Origin of the sequence: Aeromonas sp. S18(2024), assembly GCF_041402525.1 — a bacterium.
GTDB classification, from domain to species: Bacteria; Pseudomonadota; Gammaproteobacteria; order Enterobacterales; family Aeromonadaceae; genus Aeromonas; species Aeromonas enteropelogenes.
Genome location: NZ_JBGLQV010000002.1, coordinates 312,102 through 338,967 on the forward strand (window position 1 = coordinate 312,102; position 26,866 = coordinate 338,967).

The 26,866-nt window shown below is 61.8% G+C and carries 25 protein-coding genes; 7 read left to right on the plus strand and 18 right to left on the minus strand.

Features of this window, described 5'->3' with window-relative positions; all coding sequences use genetic code 11:
* Positions 1-42: 42 nt before the first annotated feature.
* The 8 genes from ACB034_RS04620 to ACB034_RS04655 form a co-directional block, all read right to left on the minus strand.
* A complete protein-coding gene (locus ACB034_RS04620; protein ID WP_338610905.1) occupies positions 43-549 on the minus strand; it encodes a GNAT family N-acetyltransferase in 507 nt (168 codons plus the stop codon).
* Positions 537-1,343 (minus strand): M48 family metallopeptidase, encoded by an 807-nt coding sequence (locus ACB034_RS04625; RefSeq protein WP_026457721.1) that lies wholly within the window; start codon positions 1,341-1,343, stop codon positions 537-539. Before ACB034_RS04625 ends, ACB034_RS04620 begins: the two co-directional genes overlap by 13 nt.
* A gap of 183 nt (positions 1,344-1,526) precedes the next feature.
* On the minus strand, positions 1,527-2,501 hold the full coding sequence (locus tag ACB034_RS04630) for a PstS family phosphate ABC transporter substrate-binding protein (protein WP_124238748.1): 975 nt from the start codon (positions 2,499-2,501) through the stop codon (positions 1,527-1,529).
* A 248-nt stretch (positions 2,502-2,749) separates the two neighbouring features.
* The gene (gene phoR, locus ACB034_RS04635) at positions 2,750-4,045 is read right to left on the minus strand and encodes a phosphate regulon sensor histidine kinase PhoR (RefSeq protein WP_216993971.1); all 1,296 of its coding nucleotides are present in this window, start codon (positions 4,043-4,045) and stop codon (positions 2,750-2,752) included.
* Positions 4,046-4,054: 9 nt separating this feature from the next.
* A complete protein-coding gene (gene phoB, locus ACB034_RS04640) occupies positions 4,055-4,744 on the minus strand; it encodes a phosphate regulon transcriptional regulator PhoB (RefSeq protein ID WP_026457670.1) in 690 nt (229 codons plus the stop codon).
* Positions 4,745-4,845: 101 nt separating this feature from the next.
* Positions 4,846-5,259, minus strand: coding sequence for a VOC family protein (locus tag ACB034_RS04645; protein WP_371172215.1), 414 nt, complete (start codon positions 5,257-5,259; stop codon positions 4,846-4,848).
* A complete protein-coding gene (locus ACB034_RS04650) occupies positions 5,256-6,578 on the minus strand; it encodes a GGDEF domain-containing protein (RefSeq protein ID WP_338610912.1) in 1,323 nt (440 codons plus the stop codon). The genes ACB034_RS04645 and ACB034_RS04650 overlap by 4 nt, the downstream gene beginning before the upstream one ends.
* Positions 6,579-6,725: 147 nt before the next feature.
* Positions 6,726-8,423 (minus strand): sigma-54-dependent Fis family transcriptional regulator, encoded by a 1,698-nt coding sequence (locus tag ACB034_RS04655; RefSeq protein ID WP_371172216.1) that lies wholly within the window; start codon positions 8,421-8,423, stop codon positions 6,726-6,728.
* A 234-nt stretch (positions 8,424-8,657) separates the two neighbouring features.
* Here ACB034_RS04655 and ACB034_RS04660 point away from each other — a divergent pair, with 234 nt between their 5' ends.
* Positions 8,658-10,175 carry an aldehyde dehydrogenase family protein gene (locus tag ACB034_RS04660; RefSeq protein WP_371172217.1) on the plus strand — a complete coding sequence of 506 codons (1,518 nt, stop codon included), beginning with the start codon at positions 8,658-8,660 and terminating at the stop codon, positions 10,173-10,175.
* Positions 10,176-10,255: 80 nt separating this feature from the next.
* On the opposite strand, the gene ACB034_RS04665 is transcribed toward ACB034_RS04660, so the two are convergent.
* The gene (locus ACB034_RS04665) at positions 10,256-11,047 is read right to left on the minus strand and encodes a helix-turn-helix transcriptional regulator (protein WP_042027826.1); all 792 of its coding nucleotides are present in this window, start codon (positions 11,045-11,047) and stop codon (positions 10,256-10,258) included.
* A 96-nt stretch (positions 11,048-11,143) separates the two neighbouring features.
* On the opposite strand from ACB034_RS04665, the gene ACB034_RS04670 reads away from it, so the two are divergent.
* Entirely contained in the window at positions 11,144-12,031 is an 888-nt protein-coding gene (locus tag ACB034_RS04670; RefSeq protein ID WP_371172218.1) for a DMT family transporter, read from the plus strand.
* A gap of 106 nt (positions 12,032-12,137) precedes the next feature.
* On the opposite strand, the gene ACB034_RS04675 is transcribed toward ACB034_RS04670, so the two are convergent.
* The 3 genes from ACB034_RS04675 to ACB034_RS04685 all read right to left on the minus strand — a co-directional run bounded on the left by ACB034_RS04675 (position 12,138) and on the right by ACB034_RS04685 (position 15,184).
* A complete protein-coding gene (locus tag ACB034_RS04675; protein ID WP_371172219.1) occupies positions 12,138-12,830 on the minus strand; it encodes a response regulator in 693 nt (230 codons plus the stop codon).
* Positions 12,831-12,833: 3 nt separating this feature from the next.
* Positions 12,834-14,402: an ATP-binding protein gene (locus tag ACB034_RS04680; RefSeq protein WP_371172220.1), complete on the minus strand. Its 1,569-nt coding sequence runs from the start codon at positions 14,400-14,402 to the stop codon at positions 12,834-12,836.
* Between the two features lie 623 nt (positions 14,403-15,025).
* Positions 15,026-15,184 (minus strand): hypothetical protein, encoded by a 159-nt coding sequence (locus ACB034_RS04685; protein ID WP_223378661.1) that lies wholly within the window; start codon positions 15,182-15,184, stop codon positions 15,026-15,028.
* Between the two features lie 255 nt (positions 15,185-15,439).
* On the opposite strand from ACB034_RS04685, the gene slyA reads away from it, so the two are divergent.
* The 4 genes from slyA to ACB034_RS04705 all read left to right on the plus strand — a co-directional run bounded on the left by slyA (position 15,440) and on the right by ACB034_RS04705 (position 18,584).
* Positions 15,440-15,940 carry a transcriptional regulator SlyA gene (gene slyA, locus ACB034_RS04690; RefSeq protein WP_371172221.1) on the plus strand — a complete coding sequence of 167 codons (501 nt, stop codon included), beginning with the start codon at positions 15,440-15,442 and terminating at the stop codon, positions 15,938-15,940.
* Between the two features lies 1 nt (position 15,941).
* Positions 15,942-16,997, plus strand: coding sequence for an HlyD family secretion protein (locus ACB034_RS04695; RefSeq protein WP_371172222.1), 1,056 nt, complete (start codon positions 15,942-15,944; stop codon positions 16,995-16,997).
* A 10-nt stretch (positions 16,998-17,007) separates the two neighbouring features.
* The gene (locus ACB034_RS04700; protein ID WP_201940841.1) at positions 17,008-18,036 is read left to right on the plus strand and encodes a DUF2955 domain-containing protein; all 1,029 of its coding nucleotides are present in this window, start codon (positions 17,008-17,010) and stop codon (positions 18,034-18,036) included.
* A 191-nt stretch (positions 18,037-18,227) separates the two neighbouring features.
* The gene (locus ACB034_RS04705; protein ID WP_201940840.1) at positions 18,228-18,584 is read left to right on the plus strand and encodes an MliC family protein; all 357 of its coding nucleotides are present in this window, start codon (positions 18,228-18,230) and stop codon (positions 18,582-18,584) included.
* Positions 18,585-18,628: 44 nt separating this feature from the next.
* On the opposite strand, the gene ACB034_RS04710 is transcribed toward ACB034_RS04705, so the two are convergent.
* The 4 genes from ACB034_RS04710 to nrdD all read right to left on the minus strand — a co-directional run bounded on the left by ACB034_RS04710 (position 18,629) and on the right by nrdD (position 22,150).
* Positions 18,629-19,021, minus strand: coding sequence for an energy transducer TonB (locus ACB034_RS04710; protein ID WP_026456627.1), 393 nt, complete (start codon positions 19,019-19,021; stop codon positions 18,629-18,631).
* Between the two features lie 167 nt (positions 19,022-19,188).
* Positions 19,189-19,359, minus strand: a complete 171-nt coding sequence (locus tag ACB034_RS04715; RefSeq protein WP_010673454.1) for a YqaE/Pmp3 family membrane protein — start codon at positions 19,357-19,359, stop codon at positions 19,189-19,191.
* Between the two features lie 64 nt (positions 19,360-19,423).
* Entirely contained in the window at positions 19,424-19,933 is a 510-nt protein-coding gene (gene nrdG / locus ACB034_RS04720; protein WP_225634319.1) for an anaerobic ribonucleoside-triphosphate reductase-activating protein, read from the minus strand.
* Positions 19,934-20,032: 99 nt separating this feature from the next.
* Positions 20,033-22,150 (minus strand): anaerobic ribonucleoside-triphosphate reductase, encoded by a 2,118-nt coding sequence (nrdD, locus tag ACB034_RS04725; protein WP_042027843.1) that lies wholly within the window; start codon positions 22,148-22,150, stop codon positions 20,033-20,035.
* A 446-nt stretch (positions 22,151-22,596) separates the two neighbouring features.
* Here nrdD and ACB034_RS04730 point away from each other — a divergent pair, with 446 nt between their 5' ends.
* Positions 22,597-23,571 (plus strand): ABC transporter substrate-binding protein, encoded by a 975-nt coding sequence (locus tag ACB034_RS04730; protein WP_371172223.1) that lies wholly within the window; start codon positions 22,597-22,599, stop codon positions 23,569-23,571.
* A gap of 63 nt (positions 23,572-23,634) precedes the next feature.
* On the opposite strand, the gene ligA is transcribed toward ACB034_RS04730, so the two are convergent.
* Positions 23,635-25,641 carry an NAD-dependent DNA ligase LigA gene (gene ligA / locus ACB034_RS04735; RefSeq protein WP_371172224.1) on the minus strand — a complete coding sequence of 669 codons (2,007 nt, stop codon included), beginning with the start codon at positions 25,639-25,641 and terminating at the stop codon, positions 23,635-23,637.
* 99 nt (positions 25,642-25,740) lie between these two features.
* Complete coding sequence (gene zipA / locus ACB034_RS04740) at positions 25,741-26,856, minus strand: cell division protein ZipA (protein WP_371172225.1); 1,116 nt, start codon at positions 26,854-26,856, stop codon at positions 25,741-25,743.
* Between the last annotated feature and the right edge of the window lie 10 nt (positions 26,857-26,866).

Consider the following 26,866-nt stretch of genomic DNA (forward strand, 5'->3'; position numbering starts at 1 on the left):
CAAAAAAAATAAAGTGACACGGGGCGTAAAACCAAAGCGGGATCAAAGCAGGCGGAACATTTGCCGCTGCAGACAGGGTTGACCAAGGCTGGTCAGGGTCCGCTGTTTGCCGTCGAACACGAAGCCTCGGCGCAGGTAAAACCCCTCGCCTATCCGGTTGCCATCGAGCAGCCACAATCTGACGCACTCGCAGCCGCTGCGCCGCATCTGCATCGCCACCGCTTGCCACAATCGTTTGCCATACCCATGGCGCCAGTGATCCGGATGCAGATAAAGCGCCCGGATCCTGGCGGTGGCGAGGCCCTCCTCCTGCTCCTGCTGCCAGTAAAGAAGGCCTATCACCACCTCATCCAGGCAGAGCAGCATGGGGCGCGGACCTGGTTCGGCGAGCCGACCCTGCCAGATCTGCAGATGCTCGGTCACGTCCAGCCGGGCCAGCATGTCCTGGCCCAGCACCTGGCTATAGGCGGCGAGCCAACTGGCCCGCTGCATCACCGTCATGGCGGCGGCATCATCGGGCCGCGCCATGCGCAGGCTTATGCCTTGCATTGGGGCACCAGGCCGTTGGCACGGGCCTGCTGATAGAGAGGCTGCACCTCGGCCTGCTGCGCCTGCAGCTCGGCGATGCGGCTCTCGTTGCTGGGGTGAGTGGAGAGCAGCTGGGGCGGGTTCTTGCCGCCGGAGGCTGCGCTCATGTTCTGCCAAAGGGGAATGGCGGCGGCGGGATCAAAACCGGCGCGGGCCATCAGATCCAGCCCCAGACGGTCTGCCTCGCTCTCCTGCTCGCGACCATAGGGCAGCAGTACCCCGACTTCCATGCCAAGGCCGAGGGCCGCCATGGTGGCACCGCGATATTCGCTGGTACCCATGGCGATGTCCGCTACCGACAGACCGATATCCGCCAGCTGGCTGCGGGAGAGACGCTCGTTGGAGTGCTGGGCCAGCACGTGGGTCAGCTCGTGACCGATGACGGTGGCCAGCTGATCCTGATTCTTGGCCACCTTGAGCAGGCCGCTGTAGACCCCGATCTTGCCACCGGGCAGGGCGAAGGCGTTAACCTGCTTGGAGTCAAACACCACCACTTCCCAGTTGCTGATGCCATAGCTGGCGGGCACCTGGGCGGTCACCGCCCTGGCGACGCAGGAGACATAGGCATTGAGCCTCGCATCCGTGCTCACCTTCTCCTGCTTCTTCATCTGCTCGAAGGAGTCTGCTCCCAGCTGGCTCATCTGCTGGGGGGAGTAGAGCAACATCTGGCTGCGACCGGTCGGTGACTGGGCACAACCAAGCAGCAGAGACGTGCACAGGGCTGCCAGGCCAAACTTGTAAAACGGGGCGGTCATGAAAGACTCCTTAACCATAACGTTGCCCTATTTTCGGAAATGCCGACTCGGGACGCAAGGGAGTGCATTTTTCAATAGCCGAAAAATGGCCGAGAAGATCCTGTCCGGCTTGCCAAAACGGCGTCCCATAAACAAAACGAGCCCGCAGGGGGCTCGTTTTTGCGTCACGGGCTGGCAGCTGTGTTACATGATGTCCAGCTTCTTCAGGTCGGCCATGGCGACCTTGGCCGGTACCGGCACATAACCGTCCTTGGCGACAATGCTCTGGCCCGCCTTGGACAACATCATCTTCACGAACTCCTGCTCCATCGGGGAGAGCGGCTTGTTCGGGTGCTTGTTCACGTAAACGTAGAGGAAGCGGGAGAGCGGATACTTGCCGGTGATGGCGTTATCAGAGTTCGCCTCGACGAAGGTCTTGCCATCCTTGGAGAGCGGTACCGCGCGCACCCCGGAGGTGACATAACCGATGCCCGAGTAGCCGATGCCGTTCAGGGAGGCAGAGACGGACTGCACCACGGAGGCAGAACCCGGCTGCTCGTTCACGCCGCTCTTGAAGTCGCCGTTGCACAGGGCGTGCTCTTTGAAGTAGCCGTAAGTACCGGAGACGGAGTTGCGGCCGAACAGCTGCAGATCCTTGCTGGACCAGTTGCCCTCCAGACCCAGATCAGACCACTTGGTGGCTGCCTTGGCTTCGCCGCACTTGAGGGTGCTGGAGAAGACGGAGTCAACCTGCTGCATGGTCAGCCCCTTGATGGGGTTGTCCTTGTTGACGAACACCGCCAGGGCATCGACAGCCACGCGGATGGCGGTCGGCTTGTAACCGTAACGCTTCTCGAACGCCTCGATCTCGCCCGCCTTCATGGCGCGGCTCATCGGGCCAAACTGGGCAACCCCTTCGGTCAGGGCGGTCGGCGCGGTGGAAGAACCGGCGGCCTGGATCTGCACGTTGACGTTGGGATAGACACGCTTAAATTCTTCGGCCCACAGGGTCATCATATTGGCCAGGGTGTCCGAGCCGACGGAAGACAGGTTGCCGGAGATGCCGCTGGTCGGGGCGTACTCTGGCAGATCCTTATCGACACCATAGGCCAGGGTGCTGGCAGAAAACAGGGTTGCAGCGGTGAATCCGATAACACCAGCCAGTTTGTTGAGTTTCATCCAATCTCTCCAAGTCCAAGGTTGCAGAAGGCAATCGTCAGTATGACGTTGATACATGGTTCAAACCCGATCACCCTCTCCAAAGTTACAGAAGGTCCGTTCTTGAAACGGCGCCAGTATCTGACCTGGCAGTGACAAATTTATGGATTTAATGTGACACTTTAATGACATGAGCAAGGATTTGCACAAATGCAGGAAGGGCTGCGGATGCAGCCCTTCTTTCGTATCTAACTCATTGTCTAAAAAGATTATTTAATCACCACCATGCGCGCCGGGATGAGGAAGCTGAAGCGGCTGCCAAGGCCGATCCGACTCTCGATGTCGAGGTGACAGTCGTGATGACTGAGGGCATGCTTGACGATGGCAAGGCCCAACCCCGAGCCACCGGTATGGCGCGAGCGGGCCTTGTCGACCCGATAGAAACGCTCGGTGAGCCGCGCCAGGTGCTCGGGGGCAATCCCCTCCCCCTCATCCTTGACCGCAAACAGCGCCATGGTGCCCTGGGTACGCCACTCCACCGTGATGTTGCGCCCCGCCGGGGTGTAGTGGATGGCGTTGTAGACCAGGTTGGACACCGCGCTGCGCAACTGCTCCTGATCACCGCGCACGAACAGGTTTGACTGCACGTTGAACTCGATCTGGTGTCCCCGCTCGCCGGAGAGCGCCCTGGCCTCCAGCTCCAGCAGCCCCAGCATGGCGGGCATGTCCACCAGATGGGAGAGATCCACCGACGGCGCCGCCTCGATGCGCGACAGGGTGAGCAGCTGGTTGACCAGGTTGTCCATGCGGATAGTCTGCTCCATCATCACCCTGTGCGCCTTGGCCCACACTGCGGGGGGCGGCGGCTCCTCGGTCATCTCCAGATAGCCCTTGAGCACGGTGAGCGGGGTGCGCAGCTCGTGGGAGACGTTGGAGACGAAGTGCTTGCGGGTCTTCTCCAGATGGCGCAGCCGGGTCACGTCCCGCACCACCAGCATGGCTTGATCCTCGGCGTAGGGCATGATGCGAAACTCGAGAAACTTCTCCTCGTTGACCGGGGAGTTCATCTCGAGGGGCTCGTCATACTCCCCCTTGCCGAGGTAGGCGCCGAAAGCCGGATTGCGGATGAGGTTGCCCACGTGTTGGCCCGCGTCCTCCGGCCAGCGAAACCCCAGCAGCTGTTCGGCCAGCCGGTTGCACCAGAGAATGCTGCCGTCAGTGCGGATCACCACGGCCGCATCGGGTAGCGCCTCGGCCCCTTCGCGAAAACGGCGGATGAGGCCCGCCAGCTCGCGCCGTCTGGCCCGGTGGCGTTGCTGCAACTTGTAGATACCGTTGAAGATATGCTCCCAGCTGCCACTGCCATGGGGGGGAACCAGGCTGCGATCGTGCCACAGCCAGTCCGACAGGCGCTTCTGGAAACGGTAGTGCCAACCGAGGTGGAGCAGGGCTGCCACCAGCAGGCAGAGGGCAAGATGATCAATCAACCAGCCGACCAACACGAACGGCGAATAGAAGAATACCATTCGCCACAACTGTCGCCGCCAGGCGTAAGGTTGCAACATAATTGCCTCTTAGAGACGGGTTGAGAAACGGTATCCGGCTCCACGTACCGTCTGGATCAGTCTGTCGTGTCCAGTCTCTTCGATCGCTTTGCGCAGGCGACGAATGTGCACGTCCACGGTTCTGTCCTCGACATACACATTGGTCCCCCAGACATTGTTCAGCAGTTGCTCGCGGCTGTAGACCCGCTCGGGATGGGTCATGAAGAAGTGCAGCAGTTTGAACTCGGTCGGCCCCATATCCAGCGCCTTCTCCTCGGCACTGACCCGATGAGAGACAGGATCCAGCTTGAGCCCCTGCACCTCGATCACCTCGTCCACCGAGGTGGGAGAGACCCGGCGCATCACCGCATGCAGGCGAGCAGTCAGCTCCTTGGGAGAGAACGGCTTGGTGATGTAGTCATCGGCCCCCGCCTCGAGACCGCGGACCTTGTCCTCTTCCTCGCCACGAGCGGTGAGCATCACCACCGGGATCTGGCGGGTCACCTCATCCTGCTTGAGCTGCTTGATGAACTGGATACCGCTGCCACCGGGCATCATCCAGTCCAGCACGATGAGTTCGGGGTAGGGTTCACGCACCTTCGCCAGTCCATCGGCAAAATCTTCCGCCTCAATCGTCTCGTATCCCTTCTGCTCCAGTACGAAACAGAGCATTTCGCGGATCGGTGCCTCGTCCTCAACCACCAGAATTCGCTTAGCCATTCCCTTCTCTCTCCTCTGTGAAGATGGGTGCGCCAATTATTAGAATTTTCTGTGACACTTTTATGACTCGATGACAGGGCGGATGATAAACGTTTTCAGATTCAGTTGGCAGCCGTGCGTTGCAGTAGATCCCAGCGGTTGCCACTGATGTCCTCAAATACCACCACAGTGCCGTAAGGTTCGCTGCGCGGCTGCTCGCAAAAATGCACGCCATAGGCCTGCATCCGCTCGTAATCCCGCCAAAAGTCATCGGTCTCGAGAAACAGGAAGACCCGCCCGCCGCCCTGCCGGCCGATGGCGGCCTGCTGCTCCGGGGTAGCCGCGCGGGCCAGCAACAGGGCCGAACCCTGCCCGCCCGCCGGGGCGACCCGCACCCAACGCTTGCCCGGTTTGCCCGGCTCATCGAGCTGTGTGTCTTCCAGCAGCGTAAAGCCAAGCCCCCGGGTAAAAAAGGCGATGGCCTCGTCGTAGTCGGCCACCAGCAGGGTCAGAGCGCCGATTGTTTGTCCCGTCATGTTGTTTCCCTTGTCGTCAGTATGGAGGGAGAGACTGGCGAGCTTGTCTCCACCCGGTTGCGGCCCCGTTGCTTGGCCTGATAGAGGGCGGCATCTGCCCGCCGGATCACCTGCTCCAGCGGATCGCCGGCGCGCTCGGCCACCCCGAACGAGACGGTCACCCTGAGCGCTTCGGGCCAGTGGGGATCCGCCGCCAGCATCAGGCGCAGCCGCTCGGCCAGTGCGCAAGCCTGCTTCTGATCGTAGTGAAGGCAGATCAGCACGAACTCCTCCCCGCCCCAGCGCACCAGGTGGCAGAAAGTATCACAGTGGCGCAGGATCTGGCTGACCAGATGCTTGAGCACCTCATCCCCCACCGGGTGGCCATGGCCATCGTTGATCTGCTTGAAGTGATCCACATCCAGATAGATGAGGGAAAAAGCGCGCTCACCCAACCCCTCCAGCAGCTCTTCTCCGCCCAGACGATTGAAGGCACCGGTCAGGGGATCATGAGTAGCCTCCTCGCGGGAGCGGCGACTCTCCTCACAGAGGGTGCGATTGTGTTCCTCCGCCGCCAATCTGGCCTGATGGGCATGCTGCAGTCGCTGTTTCATATGCAGATGGTTGGCCACCAGTATGATGCAACCATAGATAAACCAGACCGCCAGGATCAGGCGATAGAAGAGACTGGCATCGAGCCAGGGGCCATGAAAATGCAACTCCTCGATAATGGCCCCGTGTGTGCCAGGCTGCATATCGTAACCGGCGGCGAGCTCGATAGCATAGACCCGGTGCAAGTCAGGCCCTTGCTGCTGCAGCGGCACATTGTATTGCTTGATCCACCAGGTTGCCGGTGCGAACACGTCGAGGGGCACCTTGTGGAGCCTGCCGTAATCCGCCGGACGAAAGATGATCTCGTTGAACTTGGGGGCAAGGGGATCCCCGGGCAGATCGCTGGCCGGATCATGGTTACGCAGATAGAGACGCCAATCCTGACCTCCTTCGCCAGTCACGCTCAGGCGCACATGCAGGGTGTCAAAGCGGGCGAGGTCGAGCCCCTCATCGGGGAGCGTCAGGGTCAAGGTCAGTCTGCAGCCCGGCACTATGTGCTGACGGGCGGGCAGAATGCATTGCACGCCAGGTTTGCCTTCCGGCGACGAGAGATAGCGCGCCTGCTCCGGCGTCACATCCGCCGCCCGCTGCACGGTGACGATAACGGGCCACTCCTGCAGATCCAGTACCCGCTCCGGGCCGAATTCGAACAGCAGGATGATGGCAAGGGTCAGCCCCAGCAGGGCGCGAAAAGAGCGGTCGACAAGACGAATGTAGGAAGAGGTCATGCTTAGCCTGGCATCACGATTGACGCAGCTGCCCAACGGGGCAGGGTCGCACTGAATCCACTCATGGTTCAGCACCGTTCTGGTCCGACATGATACAAAGGATGGCGGGAACAAGCATGCAATTAATTGAAAATACTTAAAATTCCATCAGTTACATGCCTTCAGCGCCCGATATAGAGTGGTGCGGCTGATGCCGAGCCGGCGCGCCGCCTCGCTCACGTTGCCACCACAATCCACCAGAGTTTGCTGTATCTGGTACCGGCTCTGCTCGCGCAAGCTGGTGATGCCCGCAGTCACTGAAGTGGATGGCGGAACAGGTATCAGCGCGGGCGCAGCAACGACCGCAGGCAGATGCAGGTGGGAGGCTTCAACCCACTCTTGCCCTTCCGCCAGCACGCAAGCTACTTCGAGTGCCTGTTTGAGCTGGCGCACGTTGCCGGGCAAGGGATGAGCCAGCAGTTGCTGCTCCGCCTCCCGGGTCAGCTGCAGCGCCGGATCCATCTCGGTCAGCAACCGCAGGATCAGTGCCCGCCGCTCGTGGGCCGGCCAATCTCGCAGCGGCGCCAATTGCTGGCGCCAGCCGCAGATGCGGTAATAGAGATCTTCGCGAAAGCTGCCGGCCGCCACCATGGCCGCCAGATCCCGATGGCTGGCGCTGACCAGCCAGAAATCCACCGCCTCAGGTCTGTGGCTGCCCACCGGGGTGACGGCGCGCTCTTGCAATACCCGCAGCAGCCGGGTCTGAGCCGAGAGCGGCAGCTCGCCAATTTCGTCCAGCATCAGGATGCCGCCGTGGGCGGCGCGCAGATAGCCCTGGCTGCCCTGGCTGCGGGCACCGCTAAAGGCCCCGCCGACATAGCCGAACAGCTCTGCCTCCACCAGATCCGCCGGCAGGGCGCCGCAGTTGACGCACACCAGGGGTTTATCCTGGCGGCTCGACTGACGATGCAGCGCTCGCACCAGATGCTCCTTGCCACTGCCGGTCTCCCCTTCGATAAGCAGGGAGATGCCGCGCTCCAGCATCTTAAGCGGTACCTGTGAAGGTTCTGGCAAGGATTCCCGCCCGCTCCCCAATAGCGGAAGCGACGAGGGCCCTTCGACCGGCTCGGGCACCAGCCGCAGGCCGCGTCCCTCGCGCAGCAGTTGCTTGCCATCGAAGGAGTGTTGGCCAAGCCAGAGCCGGCCGGCCCGGTTGGCACCGAGCAGCTCGCCCCCCTCCCCCAACAGCAGGCGGGCGGACCAGAGACTCTGGGGATCGAGATCCACCAGCCAGCCCGGCTGGCGCGCCAGCAGCGCGTTTTCCAGCGCCATAGCCAACAGCCGAACCGTTCCCAGCATATCGCCGCCGTGGTGGGCCGCCTCGGTGGAGATATCGAGCACCCCGAGCAGTCTGCCGTCGGGCCCGAGCAGCGGGCAGGCGCTACAGCTGAGAAAACTGTGCTGGGCGAAAAAGTGCTGGGCACCGAGCACCTGTACCTCGCTCTGCTCGGCGAGCGCCGTGCCGATGGCGTTGGTGCCCTTGCTCCCCTCCCCCCAGCGGGCACCGCTGCGCAAAAAGACCCGCTCGGCGTGGCGGGCGAAGCCGTCGTCACCGCTGGCGGCCAGAATCGCCCCTTCTGCGTCGCACAGCAACAGGCGGCAAGGACGCCCCGCCAGCAGTTGGCCAAACAGCGGCAGCACGAAACGCTCAAAGCAGGCGATCAGCTCCCTGTGCCCTTCCAATCTCGCCGTGAGCTCTCCTCTTGGCAACAGATCCAGCTCGGCGCTCTGCTGGCGGCTCAGCCCCTGATGCAGGCAGCGCTGCCAGGAGCGCTGGATAGGGCCGGATTGGGGAAATTCGCTCATCACGCCTCCTGTTCACAAATGGCACGACTGTCACGACCACTGTCCAGAAATGGCACAGTTTCATGGTCACAGCCGGGGTCACTGGTTAACCAAGATACGCTGCCACATCCCGTTTGATAACGTTTTTGTAACTTTTGAGGCGCTGGTCAGACCCTCTGGCACGCCCTTTGCGATATCCGTGGCAACCAGCCCCTTTATCGGGCCGGTCAGGACCACACACATAAGGATGATGAGATGATTTATACCGCTCCCGGTCAGGCAGGTGCCCTGGTCAGCTTCAAATCCCGTTACGACAACTTCATCGGTGGCGACTGGGTGGCGCCGCACGCCGGCCGCTACTTCGAAAACATCTCGCCGGTGGATGGTCGCGTGTTCTGCGAGGTGGCCCGCTCTGACGCCGCCGACATCGAGCTGGCGCTCGACGCCGCTCACAAGGCGTTCGCCAGCTGGAGCAAGACCAGCGTCACCGAACGCAGCAACCTGCTGCTGCGCATCGCCGATCGCATCGAGCAAAATATCGAAGTGCTCGCCATCGCCGAGACCTGGGAGAACGGCAAGGCGGTGCGCGAAACCCTGGCCGCCGACCTGCCGCTGGTCGTGGATCACTTCCGTTACTTCGCCGGCTGTATCCGCGCCCAGGAGGGCTCCGCCGCCGAGCTGGATCAGAACACCGTCAGCTACCACTTCAAGGAGCCCATCGGTGTGGTCGGCCAGATCATCCCGTGGAACTTCCCCCTGCTGATGGCCGCCTGGAAACTGGCTCCCGTGCTGGCGGCCGGCTGCTGCAGCGTGCTCAAGCCCGCCGAGCAGACCCCGGTCACCATCATGCTGATGATGGATCTCATCAAGGACATACTGCCCCCCGGCGTGGTCAACGTGGTCAACGGCTTCGGCGCCGAGGCGGGCCAGGCGCTGGCCACCAGCAACCGGATCCAGAAGCTCGCTTTCACCGGCTCCACCGAGGTGGGCGCCCATATCCTGCGCTGCGCCGCCGACAAGCTGATCCCCTCCACCGTGGAGCTGGGCGGCAAGTCCCCCAACATCTACTTCGCCGACGTGATGCAGCACGAGAGCAGCTACATCGACAAGGCGGTGGAAGGCATGCTGATGACCTTCTTCAACCAGGGCGAGGTGTGCACCTGCCCCTCCCGCGCCCTGGTGCAGGAGAGCATCTATGACGACTTCATGGACAGAGTGCTGGCCCGCGCCCGCACCATCGTCCAGGGCAACCCCCTCGACACCAATACCCAGGTGGGCGCTCAGGCATCCCGCGAGCAGTTCGACAAGATCCTGAGCTACATGGAGATCGGCCGCGGCGAAGGGGCAAAAATGCTGATCGGTGGCGGCGCGGCCAAGGTGAACGGGCTGGAAGGGGGCTTCTACATCCAGCCCACCATCTTCCACGGCCAGAACAAGATGCGGGTGTTCCAGGAGGAGATCTTCGGGCCGGCCCTCGGGGTCACCACCTTCAAGGACGAGGCGGATGCCCTGGCCATCGCTAACGACACCCAGTACGGCCTGGGGGCGGGCCTGTGGACCCGCGACAGCAACCTGGCCTGGCGCATGGGGCGCGGCATCCAGGCCGGCCGGGTCTGGGTCAACTGCTACCACGCCTACCCGGCCCACGCTGCCTTCGGCGGCTACAAGAAGTCAGGGATCGGTCGCGAGACCCACAAGATGATGCTGGACCACTACCAGAACACCAAGAACCTGCTGGTGAGCCACGACATCAACCCGCTCGGCTTCTTCTAAACCGGCCATCGCTGATAAAAAGGGCGCCTGTAAGGCGCCCTCTCTTTTTTCCGTCGAACGCTTCCCAACTGCCACAGGGATCACCCGGGCTGACCCAGCTGCTGACGATAGCGCTGGGGGGCACAGCCCTGCTCGCGCTGGAACATGGCGATAAAGGCCGAGGTGGAGGTGTAACCTAACCGCCAGGCGATCTCCTGCACCGGCATCTCACCGCGCAGCCAGGACAGGGCACGCACCATGCGCAGCCGGGTACGCCATTGGCCGAGGCTCATGCCGAGCTCCTTCTGGCAGCGTCGCGCCAAAGTGCGCTCCGTAGTGTGCAAGACACTGGCCCACTCGGCCAGGGTTCGGTTGTCCTCCGGCGCGGCCTGTAGCGCCGCCAACAAGGGAGCGAGCAGGCGATCACGGCTCTGGGGCAAATAGCTCGGCTGACAGCGGGTACGGGCCAGCTTCTCGATGAAGAGCTCGCCCTGGCGCCGGTCCCACTCATCCTCCATATGACCGAGCCGGCGCTGGGTGAAGTCCTCCAGCAGGGCCCGCAGCAGGGGGGTCAGCGCCAGCAGCACGGGTTCCCTTGGCAGGCGTTCTGCCAGGGTGTGTCCCACATAGATGGAGGTGTAGTCCAGGGTCTGTTCGTTGAAGGCGCTGTGGGGCAGGTTGGCCGGCACCCAGATAAGGTAGTCGGGCGGCGCCACCAGCCGCAGCCCCGCCACCTCCACCACCATGACCCCCAGGCTGATGAGGCTGAGCTGGCCCCAGGGGTGGGCGTGCTCGGCGCAGGCGTTGCCTCCCTGGATCTGGCTATAGCGAAAGTAGAGAGGATTGGGGGCGGCCAGCAGGCGATCCTGCTCGGCCATCGTGAGGTCACCCATGGAGAATGTCCCAAACCGGTTATGAGATGTCTTATTTACGCTACTTGCATCGTTCAAGACAAGGCTAGACTCTCGCCATCGACTCAAGGAGTGCCTATGCCTATTCTCTTCCCCCTGCTCGCCATCCTGATCTGGGCCGCCAATACCGTGGTCTCCAAGGCCGCCGCCGGCGTGGTGGATCCCGCCGCCATCTCGTTTTACCGCTGGGTGATCGCCGCCCTGGCCCTGAGCCCCTTCTGCCTGCCCGCATTGTGGCGCCGGCGCAGCGAGATCCGCCCCTGGTTCGGCAAGCTGCTGGTGCTCTCCCTGCTCGGCATGGTGCTCTACCAGTGCCTCGCCTACTACGCCGCCCACTCGACCTCGGCCACCAACATGGGGGTCATCGGCTCCCTGCTGCCCCTGCTGACCCTGCTGCAGGGTGCGCTCTTCTTCGGCCAGCGCCCCGGCAAGCAAGCATTGCTGGGAATGAGCCTCTCCCTGTTCGGGGTGCTCTGGCTGCTCGGTCAAGGCCGGCCGCTGGCGCTGCTGCACACCGGCATCAACCCGGGGGATGGCATGATGCTGCTGGGGGCCGCCAGCTATGCGCTCTATGGCCTCTTGATCCGCCGCTGGCAACTGCCGTTTGGCCCCTGGCTCAACCTCTACCTGCAGATCCTGCTGGCGGTCCTGCTGCTGGTCCCGGTCGCCCTCAGCGCCGAGTCGCTGGCGGTGCCCCGGGAGGGCTGGGGCATGGTGCTGTTTGCCGGGCTCGCCTCCTCCATCTTCGCCGCCTACTGCTGGATGCGCGGCCTCGCCAGCCTGGGGGCGGAGCGCACCTCGGTCTTCATGAACCTGATGCCACTGTGCACGGCGCTGATCGCCGTCATCACCCTGGGAGAGCCCATCCACGGCTATCACCTGCTGGGAGGCAGCCTCATCCTGGGGGGCGTTATGCTCGCCCAGCGCAAGCCAAGAGCCCGCCCCGCCCTTGCCCAGGAGGCATGAAAACGACGCTCCCTTAGCAAGGACACGGGATCACAAACAGCAAAAAGGGAGCCTCGGCTCCCTTTTGTCTGAATATTCGTTTGTGTATGCGTGGCGAGCTGGCAGATCAGCTCTCCCGGCGCCAGCGATAGCGACGCTCCGGCCGGCCCCGCTGGCCATAGTTGAGCTCCACATCCACTCTGTCTTCCGACTCCAGATATTCCAGATAGCGGCGCGCCGTGGTGCGACTCAGGGAGAGGCGCAGCGCCACAGTATCGGTGGAGAAAACGCTGTCCGGCTCCCCCGCCAGCAACTCGAGCACCTGACGCAGGGTGATGCTGTCGATCCCCTTGGGGGTGATGCGCATCTCTCTGGCCTGGGGTCGCCCCTTGCCCAGCAGCTTGTCGAGATCTTCCTGCTCCAGCCGCCCCCGCTCACACAGCTTGCGATGCAGTTGCAGGATCTCGTCCAGGCTCTGCTGGATGCGAAACAGCCGCAGCGGCTTGATGATGTAGTCATGCACCCCGAGATTGAGCGCTTGCTGTATGGTCTCCACCTCGCGGGAGGCGGTCACCATGATGACATAGACTTCACGGTTGTGACTGCGCAGGCGGTTCACCCATTCAAGACCCGAGCCATCGGGCAGGGAGATATCCACCAGCAGCAGTTGCGGCACCACCCCGGCCATCATCTCGTCGGCCTGGGCCAGGGTGCCGGCCCGCCCCAGCAGGGAAAACCCCGGGGTCGCCGCCACCAGCTCCGACAGGATGGCGCCGATCCGATCGTCATCTTCAATAACAAGCGTGATTATTGGGTCCATGGCTCACATTAACTGGTTTTTATTCAAATAGATGCCAAACAATGTGGTCCGTTCGGCAGTTCGCCGCCATTCTATCACACCCTGATGTCGCCCCACCGTCTCCTTGACCAGGAACAGGCCCACCCCGTGATCACCGCTCTGGCGAGTCGCGCCGTAATCGAACAGATGATCGGCCAGCTCCTCGTCAACCCCTTCGCCACTGTCTTCCACCTCGATCACCAACCGGCGCCCCACATCGCACAGCGACAAGAGCACCCTGGGGGGGCACTGCTGGCGGTTGCGCCAGGCGGCCTGCAGGCCGTTGTCCAGCAGGTTGCCGATGAGAGTAATGAGATCCGCCGAGACCGAGGCGGAGTACTCCCCGAGCGACGAATCGGGGTCGAGCTCGAGCGTCACCCCAAGCTCCCTGGCACGGCTGAACTTGCCGAGGATGAGACCGGCCACCGGCTTGTTGTCGATGAGCCGCAACAGCTCCTGCAGCATGGTCTGGCAGGCTTCATTCTCCTGCTGGATAAGCTCCACCGCCTGATCCACGTGGCCAAGCTGGAGCAGACCGGAGAGGCTGCTCAGCTTGTTGGCAAACTCGTGGCTCTGCATCCGCAGCATCTCGGCATACTGGCGCAGGTGGGTCACCTGCACCCCGAGACTCGCCGCCACTTCGGGACGACTGAAGATGAACAGCCGCCACGGTGCCCGGCCATTGACCACCTGCCAGCGCCCGACAAAGGGCTCCCCCTGGATGGCGAAGCTGAGCTCGCCACCCTCCTGGGTCAGGCAAGGGGCCAGCGATGGCACCAGTTCGGCCAGCGACTGCCCCAGGAGAGCATGGCGACCCGTGCCGGGCAGGCGCAACTGGTAGCAGGCGGTGCTGTTGATCATGCTGATGTTGCCGTTGTCATCGAGCGCTATCACCCCTTCGGTGATGTATTCGAGCAGCAGATCCTGCAGGGTGAAGCGGCGCACGATCGCCTCGGGCTCCAGATCGAGCAGGGTCTTGCGCAGCCGCTGCTGCATCCAGAATGCCAGCACCAGCGCGCAACCGAATACGGCGGCGATGGCGCAGACCAGCAGCGAGATGCGCTGCAGATAAATACCCTCCACCGCCGTCATCAGGTAACCCACCACGACCGCCCCCATGGGGCGGCCATCGGCCCCGATCACCGGAGAGAAGCAGCGGATCGCCAGCCCCAGGGTCCCCTCGTCACGGGAACAGTAGCTGCGCCGCTCCTGCAGGGCAGGCCAGATATCCTCGCCGCGAAATTGCTGGCCGATCAGCTCGGCTCTAGGATGACTCAGACGCCGGCCATGTTCGTCGGTCACTACCATGTAGGTGGCATCGGTGCGCCGGCAAATCCCTTCCACATAGTCGCGCAGGGCGGGATCCTCACCGCGTTGCAGGGCGGCGACCACCCGGCTGTCGGCAGACATGATGCGGGCCAGATCGCCCCCTTTGTCCTCCAGATTGCTCTCCAGCAGATGACGGATGAAGAGGGCGAGCAGCGAGCCCAGAATGAGGATCAGCAGCAGGGATAAACCGAGGGAGAGGGTCACCAGTTGGTGGCGAAGTTTCATGCAAAAACCTTACAACGTCAGAACGCCACCCAATAGTGCGGATGCCGGGAGGCAGGGTCAATCATGGATACCGGCGTTTCGACGCGTGCGGCTCTATGATGGCAGTATCACCCGTACGGCACAGTAACATCACCGGGCGGATATTATTGGCGACCCCGGGCGGGGTCGCCGTTTATTGTAATACTGCGTGTGTTTCATCCTGCACTCTATTGCGTGTCATCCCTTTCGTCATTTACCCAAGCGACAAAAACATATAAAAACATTAAAAACTTAAACACCACGGCTCCCATCCCGACATGCTTTACCGACACCGGGGCATGGCAATCCGGCGGCCAGCCTCTCACACTATTGCTCCATGCAGCATTCACCTGTGAGAAACCGGATCAACTGCCAGCGCCAATCAGGACGCCAGGCCAACAATAATACAGAAGAGTATGGCGACCCCAGATTCTTCTCGTCAGCAACAGACAGTCATCCAGGCCGTATCGCCATACAGGGAGCCAGCGCTCCCGTCGGCAGAGCGCGGAAAAGGTGATGGGAAAATGAGGGAGTGAGAGAGCCGGAACAAACCGGCCAATACCTGCATACCGGTTTATTCATTCGAGTAGATATAGATGCTCCAGTTATTCCGCCAGCAACACAGGAATATTGGCAGGGTCAAATTCATGACATATTTCGCTACTCTCCCAACCCGCTCCCGCATGAAATTCAGATGCATTTTCTGCATCGCTTAACAGGCGATCCAGTACCAGATATCCCCCATCCATCTCATATTTTTCCATCGCAAAATGCCTCCCTGATCCAGACCTGAATAATATTAGCGAATAAAAAACAAGCTGCACGATAGACATGAAAATACGCTGAAAATAATGAGTCACTATTTTCCTCTGTCCGTATCATCGCAAAAAAAGACTCTATCGATCCCACCCAAGGCTCACCTGCCACCCTGCGCAAAAAGATGATCTACATCACACTATTTACTTAGCCTGCTAAATAAATATAATGCTTAGCAAGCTAAGTAAACTGAGGTGATCGACGTGAAGGATTTGGAAAGGTTGCGCGAGCTCTCCCTCGCCGAACAGATAGCCCGCATGCACCGGCTTTGGCGCACCGCCGCCGATCTGGAGCTCGCGCCCCTGGGCCTCACTCATCCTCGCTGGACCGCCTTGTGGAAACTCTCCCGCATGGGGGGAGAAGTGAGCCAGAAAACCCTGGCCGACGCCCTCGAGATCGAACTGCCCTCCCTGATGCGCACCCTGGGCCAGCTGGAGGAACAGGGGCTGATCAAGCGCCACTGCTGCAGCCAGGACAAACGGGCTCGCATCGTCTGCGTCACCGCCGAGGGCCAGGCTCTGCTCGACCAGATTGCCGGTCGCATCATGCGCGTTCGCCAGGAGCTGCTGGTCGGCATAGATGAACAGAGCCTGCGCCAGTTTGAAGCCATAGTGCAGCGTATCTCGGCCAATGCCCTCGGCAGGATCGAGTGGCACCACGAGCAACTGGCCGACCACCAGAAACACCCTGAAGCAGGAGAGTAAAATGACCCCGGATCAACAATTTGCCCGCTGGATCAAATGGTCCATGGCCGGCTTCGTCATTCTCTTTGCCTACTTTCTGGTAGCCGATCTGCTGATGCCCCTCACCCCCCAGGCCATGGCGACCCGGGTCGTCACCAAGCTGGCCCCCCAGGTCAGCGGCAAGGTGGTGGAAGTGGCCGTCCACAACAACCAGCATGTCAAGAAAGGGGATCTGCTCTTTACCCTGGATCCCGTGCCCTTTGAACTCGCGGTGGAACAGGCCCGGCTCGCCCTGGATCAGGCCGAGCAACAAAACAGCGAGCTGGATGCCGCCCTGGCCGCCGCCGATGCGGATATCAAAGCCAAGGAGGCCCTTGCCAGCCAGAAGGAACGGGAAGCGGCGCGGATCGGTTCCCTCTACCAGCGCCACATGGTGTCACTGCAACAAAAAGACGAAGCGGACAGCGCCCTGCGCAACGCCCGGGCCAACCTGGCGGCCAGCAAGGCCAAACGGGACGAGATCAGGGCCAGCCGCGGTGCCAGCGGTGAGGACAACCTGCTGCTGCGCCAGGCGCGCAACAAGCTGGCCCAGGCCGAACTGGCGCTGGCCTACAGCCGGGTTCATGCCGATCAGGATGGCATCATCACCAACCTGCAACTCAAACCGGGCAGCATGGCGACGGCGGGCGGTCCGCTGCTGGCGCTGGTGGCGGATCAGGTGGACGTGATCGCCGATTTTCGCGAGAAAAGCCTGCGCCATGTGGGGGATGAGACCCGGGCACTGGTCGCCTTCGACGGCAATCCAGGCGAACTCTACCCGGCCCGGGTCAGCAGCCTGGACGCCGGGGTGAGCGCCGGCCAGTTCGATGCCAATGGCACCCTGGCGGCCCCGGTGGAGTCGGATCGCTGGGTGCGGGATGCCCAACGCCTGCGCCTGCACCTGACCCTGGAGCAGCTGCCCAGCCATCTGCCGGCCGGCGCCCGCGCTACCGTGCAGTTGCTGCCGGACAACGGCCTGACCGCCATGCTGGCTCGCGCCCAGATCCATCTGCTCAGCCTGCTGCACTACATCTATTAAGGTGACGACCATGACTCTGTGGCACAGGCCCCTGACCGGCAACGAGTTGCGCCAATGCCTGCGCATCGCCTTTGGCTGCACCACGGGGTTCTTGCTCTGCAAGATCTTCGGCTGGAACTATGGCGTCTTCTACACGGTGACGCCCGTCCTGCTGCTGGGCATGGTGCCGGTGATGAATGGTCATGCGGCACGCCAGCTGATCGCCTCCGCCATCGTCTGCGGGGTGGAGGTGGGCCTGCTTGGGGGACTATTTGGCAGCCACCCGGCGCTGATGACCCTCCTGGTCTTCTTGCTGTTTCTCTATCGCTTTGCCGCCATGTCCCGGGGTAGCCTGTTCCTGTTCGGTGCCAATGGAGTGCTGAGTCTGAGCATCATGCTGCACTTTGCCAGCTACCCACAGACCGATCTTAACGATCTGATCCTCAACAACCTGTGGGCCAGTGTGCTGTCGGTGCTGATCGCCTACCTGATGACGGCCCTGCTCCCGGATGTGGAGCTACGGCCGACGCCGGCGGCTGCCCCCAAGGCTCCGCACCGGATGCGCCACGAGGCGCTGCTGGGAGCCAGCATCGCCACCCTCTCCTTCCTGGTGTTCCAGGCCTTCGATCTGCGCGACTCCATGTCGGCCCAGGCCACCACCCTGCTGCTGCTGTTTCCCATGCACTGGAATGGCGCCCTGAGTTATGCCCGCAAGCGGGCCATGGGCACCCTGCTCGGGGTGAGCTTTGGCCTCATCGGCCAGCTGCTGCTCTATGACTGGTCCGGGCAGCTGATCCTGGTCGCGCCCCTGCTCTGGCTCGGCGCCATGCTGTTCAGCCATGCCCATGTGAAGGAGGCGAGCGGTTCCGGTGTCGGTTTCGGCGCCCTCACCACCCTGGGGATCCTGTTTGGCCAGTACCTGACCCCGGGCAACGATCTGGTGTTCAGCGCTCTCTACCGGGTGAGCAGCATACTGTTTGCCATCGTCGCCACCCTGCTCGCCTGCTACCTCATCCATCGCCTGCTCAACCGCTTCGAGGCGACCCGCTTCGGCTACTGACTTTTCATGGTGCTTCAAGGATGATCCGCTTTTCGCCCCGCAGCCTGCCGGGGCGTTTTTTTATGGCCAAGCTCTATGGCGTGGCGGCAGAAGCGCTATGGACAGCTGCCGACACATCCCAAAAACGGACAATTGCAGATCCTGCCCAACCTGTTAGGCTCACGGCGTTAGATAGCAAAGGAGTCCACATCATGCGCCACATTTCCCTTTTCACCACCTCGGCTTTGGCGTTTGTCCTGCTCACCGGCTGTGCCCAGAATGACACTCTGGTCGCCACCGGTGGCGAGCCAATCAACTACCTGTGCGAGCAGGGGCAAAAAGTACAGGTACGCTATTTCACCCTCTCCGATCAGAGCCTCGACTTTATCAAACTGGCACTGCCGGATGGCAAGGATTACACCCTGCCCCAAGCCGTCTCCGCGTCGGGGGCCCGCTATAGCGACGAGTTCCAGGCTGTCTGGTGGAACAAGGGGGAAGAAGGTTTTGTCGAGCTTAGGGATCCGCAAGGGGAGTGGCAGATCGCCTATCGGGAGTGCAAACAGCAATAAGAGAGACCCCGGCACGGCCGGGGTCTGATGTCATCGCGCTCGGGTCAATTGACCTCGATGTTGAAACGGTTGGTCACCTGCACCGGAATGGCGTCCGGATTGTCCTCTGCCGGGCTGTAGCGGATCCGCGAGAGAGTCGCCAGGGCGCTCTGCTCCAGCTCGCCGGGCGGCTCGGCCGCCACCACCTCGGGTTTGGTCGGCCTGCCATCCTCATCAATCACATAACGCACGTCCACATAGCCCTTGACCGGTTTGGTGGGCAGCGCTTCTTCATCGCTGGCAAACCATGAGCGCTGGTTCTGCTGTATCCAGTAGTTCGGCAACTGTTCCAGCGTCACAGCGACAGGCTCACGGTCGACCACTGCCACCTCGCGGGACAGGCACCCTTGCAGCAGTGCCAGCATCACCCCTGACCAGATTGCCATCTTCCACTTCATACCACGCTCCTTGTTCTCTCTGCCGGGCCTGCAAGCCATCGGGCTTCTCCATTTGGTCAGTGATGAATCCTAACGAAAAAGCTGTCGGCTGAACATGTACAAAAGGGCCAACCCGTGAGGTTGGCCCTTCTTTTTCAACAATTGAGCGGGATGACGAGGGAAGATGGTCAGGCACGCTTGTCGCTCACCACCAGCCAGAGCGCGTGAACCATGCCGGGCAAGCCGCCGAGCAGGGTCAGCACTATGTTGATTAAGAAATGCAGGCTGAAGCCGACCTGGATAAAGGCGCACACAGGGGGCAGGAAAATGGCCAGCAGGATCTTGAGCAGATTGTTCATCTCGCAATGCCTCATCAAAGATTGTCACGATACTTGGGTGGCCTAACCATAAACAGCATTGGCCTCAACTGCAAACCAGACAGGGAATGCGCTCACCCCCTTCCCGCCAGGCGTTGAGATCGTGGATCTGCTGATTGCTGCTGCCGCGCCAGAGCAGACCGGGGTCCGCCAGCCCCTTTTCGAACTTGCCATCCACCAGCACGTCCAGCAAGCAAACCAGCTCGCGCTGGGCATCGGAGAGCTCACCAAGCAGATAGCCGGTCCAGCACCAGATGTCCTTGCCGGGGCACTCGGCACGCACCCGCTTCACCAGCGCCAGCACGTGGGGCACGTTGGCCGGATGGAGCGGATCACCGCCGGAGAGCGACAGACCCCGCCGCTTGATGCGGGTATCGTTGAGATCCGCAATGATGCGATCGCTCATGGTCTGATCAAACGGGTGGCCACCATCGAGGCGCCAGGTGCTCTGGTTGTAGCAGCCGGGGCACTGGTGTTCACAACCCGAGACAAACAGGGTGGCTCGGGTGCCGGGGCCGTTGATCACGTCGACCGGGTAGTACTGGTGGTAGTGCATCGCTTCTCTCCTGCCTCGCTCAGGCAACGACAGAAACCTGTCGCCGCCCAATGAAAATAGCCCCTTGAGTCAGGGGCCAGCTCTTCATCACGATTGCGCTTACATATGCTTGACGCGGCGCTTGACCTCTTCCTGCTTGCCCGCGTTGAAGGGGCGCGCATCCGGGCTGCCGAGGTAGCCGCAGACACGGCGGGTCACCGACACCTTGGCCGGGTCGTGGTTGCCGCAGCGCGGGCAGGTGAAGCCCTTGGAGGTGCACTCGAACTCGCCGGTGAAGCCGCACTCGTAGCACTCGTCGATGGGAGTGTTGGTGCCGTAGTAGGGCACCTTGTCATAGCTGTAGTCCCAGACGTTCTCGAGCGCTTCCAGGTTGTGCTGGATATTGGGGTACTCGCCGTAGCAGATGAAACCGCCGCTGGCGATGGGCGGATAGGGCGCCTCGAAGTCCAGCTTGTCATAGGGGTTCACCTGCTTCTCCACGTCGAGGTGGAAGCTGTTGGTGTAGTAACCCTTGTCGGTCACACCCGGCACCACGCCAAACTCCTTGGCATCAATGCGGCAGAAGCGGGAGCAGAGGTTCTCGCTCGGGGTGGAGTAGAGGCTGAAACCGTATCCGGTCTCCTCCTTCCACTCGTCGGTGGCCGCCTTGAGGCGCTCGACGATGGCGATGGCCTTCTGTTGCAACTCACCATTGTCGAACAGGTGCACCTTGTCGCCAAACAGGGCGTTGATGGTCTCGTGGATCCCGATATAGCCGAGCGAGATGGAGGCGCGACCATTCTTGAAGATCTCGCTGACGTTGTCGTCCGCCTTGAGACGCACCCCGCAAGCCCCTTCCATATAGAGGATGGGCGCAACCCGCGCCTTGACGCCGTCCAGACGCTTGATGCGGTACATGAGCGCCTTCTTGGCGACCCGCAGGGCGGCATCCAGCTTGTCCCAGAAGTCCGCCTCATCGCGGGATTTGAGGGCGATGCGCGGCAGGTTGAGGCTCACTACCCCCAGGTTGTTGCGCCCCTCATGAATGAGCTCGCCATTCTCCTCGTAGGCACCGAGGAAGGAGCGGCAGCCCATGGGAGTCTTGAAGGAGCCGGTCACCTTGACCACCTGGTCGTAATTGAGGATATCCGGGTACATGCGCTTGGAGGCGCACTCCAGCGCCAACTGCTTGATGTCGTAGTTGGGATCGCCCTGCTTGTGGTTGAGACCATCCTTGATGGCAAACACCAGTTTCGGGAAGACGGCGGTCTTCTTGTTTTTACCGAGGCCGGCGATGCGGTTTTGCAGGATGGCGCGCTGGATCATCCGCGACTCCCAGCTCTCGCCCAGGCCAAAGCCGAAGGTGACGAACGGGGTCTGGCCATTGGCGGTATGCAGGGTGTTCACCTCGTATTCGAGGGACTGGAAGGCGTCGTAGCACTCCTTCTCGGTGCGGGCCATGGCGTAGCCCTCGGCGTCCGCAATGCCCCACTCCTCGGCCACCTGGCGATTCTTCTCCCAGCTGATGGTCACATAGGGCGCCAGCACTTCATCGATGCGGTTGATGGTAGTGCCACCATAGATGTGGCTCGCTACCTGGGCGATGATCTGGGCGGTCACCGCGGTGGCAGTGCTGATGGATTTGGGGGTATCGATCTCGGCGTTGCCCATCTTGAAGCCGTGGGTCAGCATCCCCTTCAGGTCGATCAACATGCAGTTGAACATGGGGAAGAAGGGAGAGTAGTCGAGATCGTGGAAGTGCAGATCGCCGCTCTCGTGCGCCTGAACCACATCACGGGGCAGCATGTGGCTGGTGGCGTAGTGCTTGGCGACGATGCCCGCCAGCAGGTCGCGCTGGGTCGGGATCACCTTGGAATCCTTGTTGGCGTTCTCGTTGAGCAGGGCCGCGTTGGTCTGCTCCACCAGGCCGCGGATCTCCTGGGCCAGACGGCCGCGGGCCTCGCGGGCCAGATCCCGATCGTGACGATATTCGATATAGGCACGGGCAATGGCCTTGTCGTCGGAAGCCATCAGATGGTTTTCGACTCGGTTCTGGATCTCGTGGATATCAACTTCACCACGCCCCTCCAGTTCCTGGCTGACCGCATTGGCAATGCGCTCCGCCAGGGCAGGATTGGCCTGATTGACCGCTTCCGCCGCTCGACTGACCGCTTCGCCGATCAGTTGGGCATTGAATGGTGCGCGACATCCGTCACGTTTGATCACAACCGGTTTCATGGATTTTCCCCGTTAAAAGGCCAGGCACTGTGCCGATGGCTCACCCTTGTTGAGCTCCCCTCCCCGCATCTCGTCCTGGACGCAAACAAATTCAGCCGAGGCTTGACAAGCCAGGGCTGAAGATAGAAAGGGAACAGCTTATACACAGCTTAATAACACAACATATAGGGATTAAAATCGAATGCAGACCTATATGTGGGGTCTATTAGGCCCGAAAGCCGACCATCATTTATTGATCCAGAACAGGTTTTGCCATTGGCGGGACAGATCACAACCAGCCAAAAAGAGCGCCAAACAGACCTCTTCTCAATGGGGATGCGGGCTGGCGTCCGATCCGGCCTCATCAGAAAATTTGATGCCTGCGCCAGCATGCGACACATGACAACCCGCCCCCTGCCCCCGCATACTGGCAAGACACACACCACATACAAAAAACGGGAAACTGCATGCTCAAATCCCTGATGCTGGTTCTGCTTTGCACCCTGCCGCTTCCCCTGTGGGCAGCCCATATTCTGGTGATCAGCAGTTATCACGCCGGCTATTCATGGGATCAGAGCTACAACGAGGGGCTACGTGAAGGCCTCAAGGGTGATCACACCTTCAGCCACTTCTACATGGATACCAAACGCCACCCCGCCAGTAATTACGACGAGGTAGCCGACAGGGCCCTCACCTACTACCACAAGGTCAAACCGGATCTGGTGGTATTGGGAGACGACATCGCCATCCAGTATCTGGCCAACGATATCGCGTCCTTCGGCACCCCTGTGGTCTTTCTCGGGATGAACGAGAACCCCCGCAACAACGGACTGGTCGGTCACGTCAAGATCACCGGGGTGCTGGAGCGCCCCCTGCTCAAGCGCAGCATCAGCGAGATGAGCCAGCTGATGGGCGGCCTTGGCAAAGCCCTGGTGCTGTTTGATGCCAGTCATGTGGCACGCACCGCCATCGAGTACGAATTCAAGCAGCAGACCAGCCTGCGCATCGGCCGTACCCTGATCGACAGTCAGCAGATAGGGGACTACGCCAGTTGGCAGAAAGCAATTCTTGATGCCAGGAAAAATGGTTACCAGGCCATCTTTATCGGCCTCTACCACACCCTGGCGGATAAAAACGGCAAGCATGTCAACGAGCAGACTGCGCTGGCCTGGGCCAGTGCTCACAGCCCGGTCCCCCTGTTCAGTTTCTGGGAATTTTCGGTGGGCAAGGGCAAGAGCATCGGCGGTCTGGTGCTGGATGGCCACGAGCAGGGGATCAAGGCCGCCGAACTGATCAACACCATACTGGCCGGTACCTTCCCCCGACGGTTATCCCCCAGGGCCGCACTGCGCGGGGAGTATGTCTTCAGCAAGTATGAACTGGCCCGCTGGGGCCTGACCCTGCCAGAAAGATGGCAAAGCAAGGTCCAATGGCGTGACTAAGCCCCAAAAATGAAAACCCGGCCTGATGGCCGGGTTTTCATGATGGAACGACGTACCCAATGGTCAGCCCTGCAGCGCCGCCTGCAGCTCCTCTTCGGTCCAGATGGTGATGCCGAGTTCCTGAGCCTTGGCCAGTTTGGAGCCCGCCGCTTCACCGGCGACCAGCACGTCCGTCTTGGCCGATACCGACCCCGCCACCTTGGCGCCAAGCGCTTGCAGCGCCGCCTTGGCATCATTGCGCGACAGGGTAGTGAGGGTGCCGGTCAGCACGAAGGTCTTGCCGGCAAAAGGCTGCTCCGCGGCTTCTTTCTTCTCGATCTCGGGCCAGTGGATGCCGGCCGCCAGCAGGGCCTCCAGCACTTCCACGTTGTGGGGCTGGCGCAGGAAGTAGTAGACATGCTTGGCCACCACGTCCCCCACGTCCGCCACCTCGAGCAGCTGCTCGACCGAGGCGGCGCGCAATGCATCCAGAGTCAGGAAGTGGTTGGCCAGGTTCAGCGCCGTCGCCTCCCCCACCTCGCGGATGCCGAGGGCAAACAGGAAACGCGGTAGCGTGGTGCTGCGCGCCTTGTCGATGGCGGCCACCAGATTGAGGGCAGACTTTTGCCCCATCCGCTCGAGCCCGGCCAGCTGGATGGCGTTGAGGGCAAACAGATCGGCCGGAGTCTTCACCAGCCCCTTGTCCACCAGCTGCTCGACAATCTTGTCGCCAAGGCCGTCCACGTCCATGGCGCGGCGGGCGGCAAAGTGCTTGATCGCCTCCTTGCGCTGGGCCTCGCAGAACAGGCCGCCGGAGCAACGGGCCACCGCCTCCCCTTCCAGCCGCTCCACCGCGGAGCCGCACACCGGGCACTGGGTCGGGAACAGGATTGCGCGGGCATCCGCCGGGCGCTGCGCCTCCACCACGGCGACAATCTGCGGGATCACGTCCCCCGCCCGGCGCACGATCACGGTATCGCCGACCATGACGCCGAGCCGCTCGATCTCGTCGGCATTGTGCAAGGTAGCGTTGGAGACGGTGACGCCGCCGACAAAAACCGGTTTGAGCTTGGCCACCGGGGTCACGGCGCCGGTGCGACCGACCTGGAATTCGACGTTCTCGAGCAGCGTCATCTCCTCCTGCGCCGGGAATTTGTGGGCGGTGGCCCAGCGCGGGGCACGGGCCACAAAGCCCAGCTCCTGCTGCAGGGCGATGTTATCGACCTTGTAGACCACGCCATCAATCTCGTAAGGGAGCTCGCCACGGCGGGCCAGGATGTCGTCGTGGAAGGCCTGACAACCGGCCGCCCCTTCTTTGAGTTTCACCTCGGGACTGAGCGGCAACCCCCAGGCTTTCAGCTGATTGAGGCGGCCGAAGTGGGACTCCCCCAGCTCGTCGCCACCGACCCCGACACCGTAGGCATAAAAGGCCAGCGGACGGGCGGCGGTGATGCGCGAATCGAGCTGGCGCAGGCTGCCGGCGGCGGCGTTGCGCGGGTTGACGAACACCTTCTCGCCCGCAGCCAGCGCCTTGGCATTCATCGCCTCGAAACCGGCCTTGGGCATAAAGACTTCGCCGCGCACCTCCAGCCTTGCCGGCCAGCCCGTGCCTCGCAGGGTGAGCGGAATGGCCTTGATGGTGCGCACGTTTTCGGTGATCTCCTCACCGGTGGTGCCATCCCCCCGGGTGGCGGCCTGCACCAGCTGGCCATCCACATAGAGCAGACTCACCGCCAGACCGTCCAGCTTGGGCTCGCAGCAGAAGGTGAAGCAAACCTCGCGCTTGAGGCGATCGCTCATGCGCTGCTCGAACGCCTGCAGCTCTTCACTGCTGAACACGTTGTCCAGGCTCAGCATGGGGATCTCGTGGCGCACCTGCTTGAACGCAGACAGCGGCTGACCCCCTACCCGCACGCTCGGGGATGCCGGAGTTTTCAGTTCGGGATGGGCCGCTTCCAGCTCAAGCAGCTCGCGCATCAGGCGATCGTATTCGGCGTCCGGGACTGTGGGGTTGTCCAGCACATAGTACTGATGCCCATATTCGGTCAGCAGCTCACACAGTTGACGGTGGCGGGAGAGGATATCGCTCATGAAAAAGTCTCGAAGTGTGATGGGTAAAACCTGCCAGGGGACAAATAAAAATGCGGCACCCAGGTACCGCACTTTTTATTGCTCAGAGCCCGTGGCGTCTTAGTCGCGACTGGCCTCGTAGGCCGCCAGTTCCTGGCGGTAACGGGCAATGGTCTCGTCGCTCAGGGGGCTGCGCTCCATGTCGGTCAGCATGGCATCCAGATCGCTTGCCAGCTGATCGGCGGCCTGCAGCATGTCTTCGAAGGCGAAGGCAGCGTTGCTGCGCAGGGGCAGCTGCATGAAGAGCGACACACCCGGGGTGGAGAACTGCTCCATCCGGTACGGATTGAAGGTGCCCGGCTTGACCATGTTGATCATGGAGAAGAGCACCTCGCCCTTGCCATTGGGATCTTCGTGGCGGTGGAAGATGTCCATCTCGCCAAACTTGAAGCCCAGCGTCATCAGGGAGGAGAGCAGGGTTGCCCCTTGCAGATCGTGACCCGGACGACCCATCAGGTTGATGACATAAACATCCTGCCAGATTTTCTCAACCGGCTGCGGGGCGAGACGCGGCTCTTCGGCCACGGGCGCTTCATAGGCCGGCTCCTCATGCACGGGCTCGGGGGCCACATGACGGGGCTGGGCCTGGTATTCGGGGGCATGAGCCGGTTCGCGGGCACCGAAGGTCGGTGCGGTGGCGTAAGCGGGCTCGACCAGCGGTTCATCGTCGGCCACCGGCATCACGGGTTCACGCTGGGGACGGGAACGGTAAACCGGAGTACGGCGATTGACCTGGGCAGGCTTGCGCACGGGGGCGGCAGGCACCTCCTCCAGCGGCTCTGGCAGCGGCTCGTCGAAGGCTTCCTCTTCCTCGTAAACCGGAGGGGGCGGAACCGGACGGGCGGCAGGCTTGCGCACGACGGGGGGCGGCAGATCGTCTTCTTCATCTTCATCGAAGGCAGGGGCGGCAGGACGACGGCTCAATTCGGGCTGACGCTCTTCGCGGTGGAGCTTGGGCTCGGCACGACGGCCACCACTGACTACACGAACCTGACCTATGCCATCGCTGTCGAAGGCATCGTCATCACGATCCCGCGATTTGGAGTCCATCCGGCCAAGCGGTTTTTCCTTGATCGGTGCCTGACGATTTTTTCTGTTGCTCCACAACCCGTGAATGAGCAATGCCGCGATGGCAATACCGCCCAGGGCAACCAAGATGTAACGCAATTCCTGCATTAGCTGCTTC

Excerpts from the sequence above, each read along its gene's own strand:
- ACB034_RS04655 (WP_371172216.1), bottom strand. The coding sequence starts at position 8,423 with ATGAGCGAATTTCCCCAATCCGGCCCTATCCAGCGCTCCTGGCAGCGC.
- zipA (WP_371172225.1), bottom strand. The coding sequence starts at position 26,856 with ATGCAGGAATTGCGTTACATCTTGGTTGCCCTGGGCGGTATTGCCATC.
- ACB034_RS04665 (WP_042027826.1), bottom strand. The coding sequence starts at position 11,047 with ATGGGTGACCTCACGATGGCCGAGCAGGATCGCCTGCTGGCCGCCCCC.
- nrdD (WP_042027843.1), bottom strand. The coding sequence starts at position 22,150 with ATGAAACCGGTTGTGATCAAACGTGACGGATGTCGCGCACCATTCAAT.
- ligA (WP_371172224.1), bottom strand. The coding sequence starts at position 25,641 with ATGAGCGATATCCTCTCCCGCCACCGTCAACTGTGTGAGCTGCTGACC.
- ACB034_RS04650 (WP_338610912.1), bottom strand. The coding sequence starts at position 6,578 with ATGACCTCTTCCTACATTCGTCTTGTCGACCGCTCTTTTCGCGCCCTG.
- nrdG (WP_225634319.1), bottom strand. The coding sequence starts at position 19,933 with ATGCACTACCACCAGTACTACCCGGTCGACGTGATCAACGGCCCCGGC.
- ACB034_RS04715 (WP_010673454.1), bottom strand. The coding sequence starts at position 19,359 with ATGAACAATCTGCTCAAGATCCTGCTGGCCATTTTCCTGCCCCCTGTG.
- ACB034_RS04705 (WP_201940840.1), top strand. The coding sequence starts at position 18,228 with ATGCGCCACATTTCCCTTTTCACCACCTCGGCTTTGGCGTTTGTCCTG.
- ACB034_RS04710 (WP_026456627.1), bottom strand. The coding sequence starts at position 19,021 with ATGAAGTGGAAGATGGCAATCTGGTCAGGGGTGATGCTGGCACTGCTG.
- phoB (WP_026457670.1), bottom strand. The coding sequence starts at position 4,744 with ATGGCTAAGCGAATTCTGGTGGTTGAGGACGAGGCACCGATCCGCGAA.
- phoR (WP_216993971.1), bottom strand. The coding sequence starts at position 4,045 with ATGTTGCAACCTTACGCCTGGCGGCGACAGTTGTGGCGAATGGTATTC.
- ACB034_RS04730 (WP_371172223.1), top strand. The coding sequence starts at position 22,597 with ATGCTCAAATCCCTGATGCTGGTTCTGCTTTGCACCCTGCCGCTTCCC.
- ACB034_RS04630 (WP_124238748.1), bottom strand. The coding sequence starts at position 2,501 with ATGAAACTCAACAAACTGGCTGGTGTTATCGGATTCACCGCTGCAACC.
- ACB034_RS04680 (WP_371172220.1), bottom strand. The coding sequence starts at position 14,402 with ATGAAACTTCGCCACCAACTGGTGACCCTCTCCCTCGGTTTATCCCTG.
- ACB034_RS04675 (WP_371172219.1), bottom strand. The coding sequence starts at position 12,830 with ATGGACCCAATAATCACGCTTGTTATTGAAGATGACGATCGGATCGGC.
- ACB034_RS04685 (WP_223378661.1), bottom strand. The coding sequence starts at position 15,184 with ATGGAAAAATATGAGATGGATGGGGGATATCTGGTACTGGATCGCCTG.
- ACB034_RS04660 (WP_371172217.1), top strand. The coding sequence starts at position 8,658 with ATGATTTATACCGCTCCCGGTCAGGCAGGTGCCCTGGTCAGCTTCAAA.
- ACB034_RS04645 (WP_371172215.1), bottom strand. The coding sequence starts at position 5,259 with ATGACGGGACAAACAATCGGCGCTCTGACCCTGCTGGTGGCCGACTAC.
- ACB034_RS04620 (WP_338610905.1), bottom strand. The coding sequence starts at position 549 with ATGCAAGGCATAAGCCTGCGCATGGCGCGGCCCGATGATGCCGCCGCC.
- ACB034_RS04695 (WP_371172222.1), top strand. The coding sequence starts at position 15,942 with ATGACCCCGGATCAACAATTTGCCCGCTGGATCAAATGGTCCATGGCC.
- ACB034_RS04700 (WP_201940841.1), top strand. The coding sequence starts at position 17,008 with ATGACTCTGTGGCACAGGCCCCTGACCGGCAACGAGTTGCGCCAATGC.
- ACB034_RS04625 (WP_026457721.1), bottom strand. The coding sequence starts at position 1,343 with ATGACCGCCCCGTTTTACAAGTTTGGCCTGGCAGCCCTGTGCACGTCT.
- ACB034_RS04670 (WP_371172218.1), top strand. The coding sequence starts at position 11,144 with ATGCCTATTCTCTTCCCCCTGCTCGCCATCCTGATCTGGGCCGCCAAT.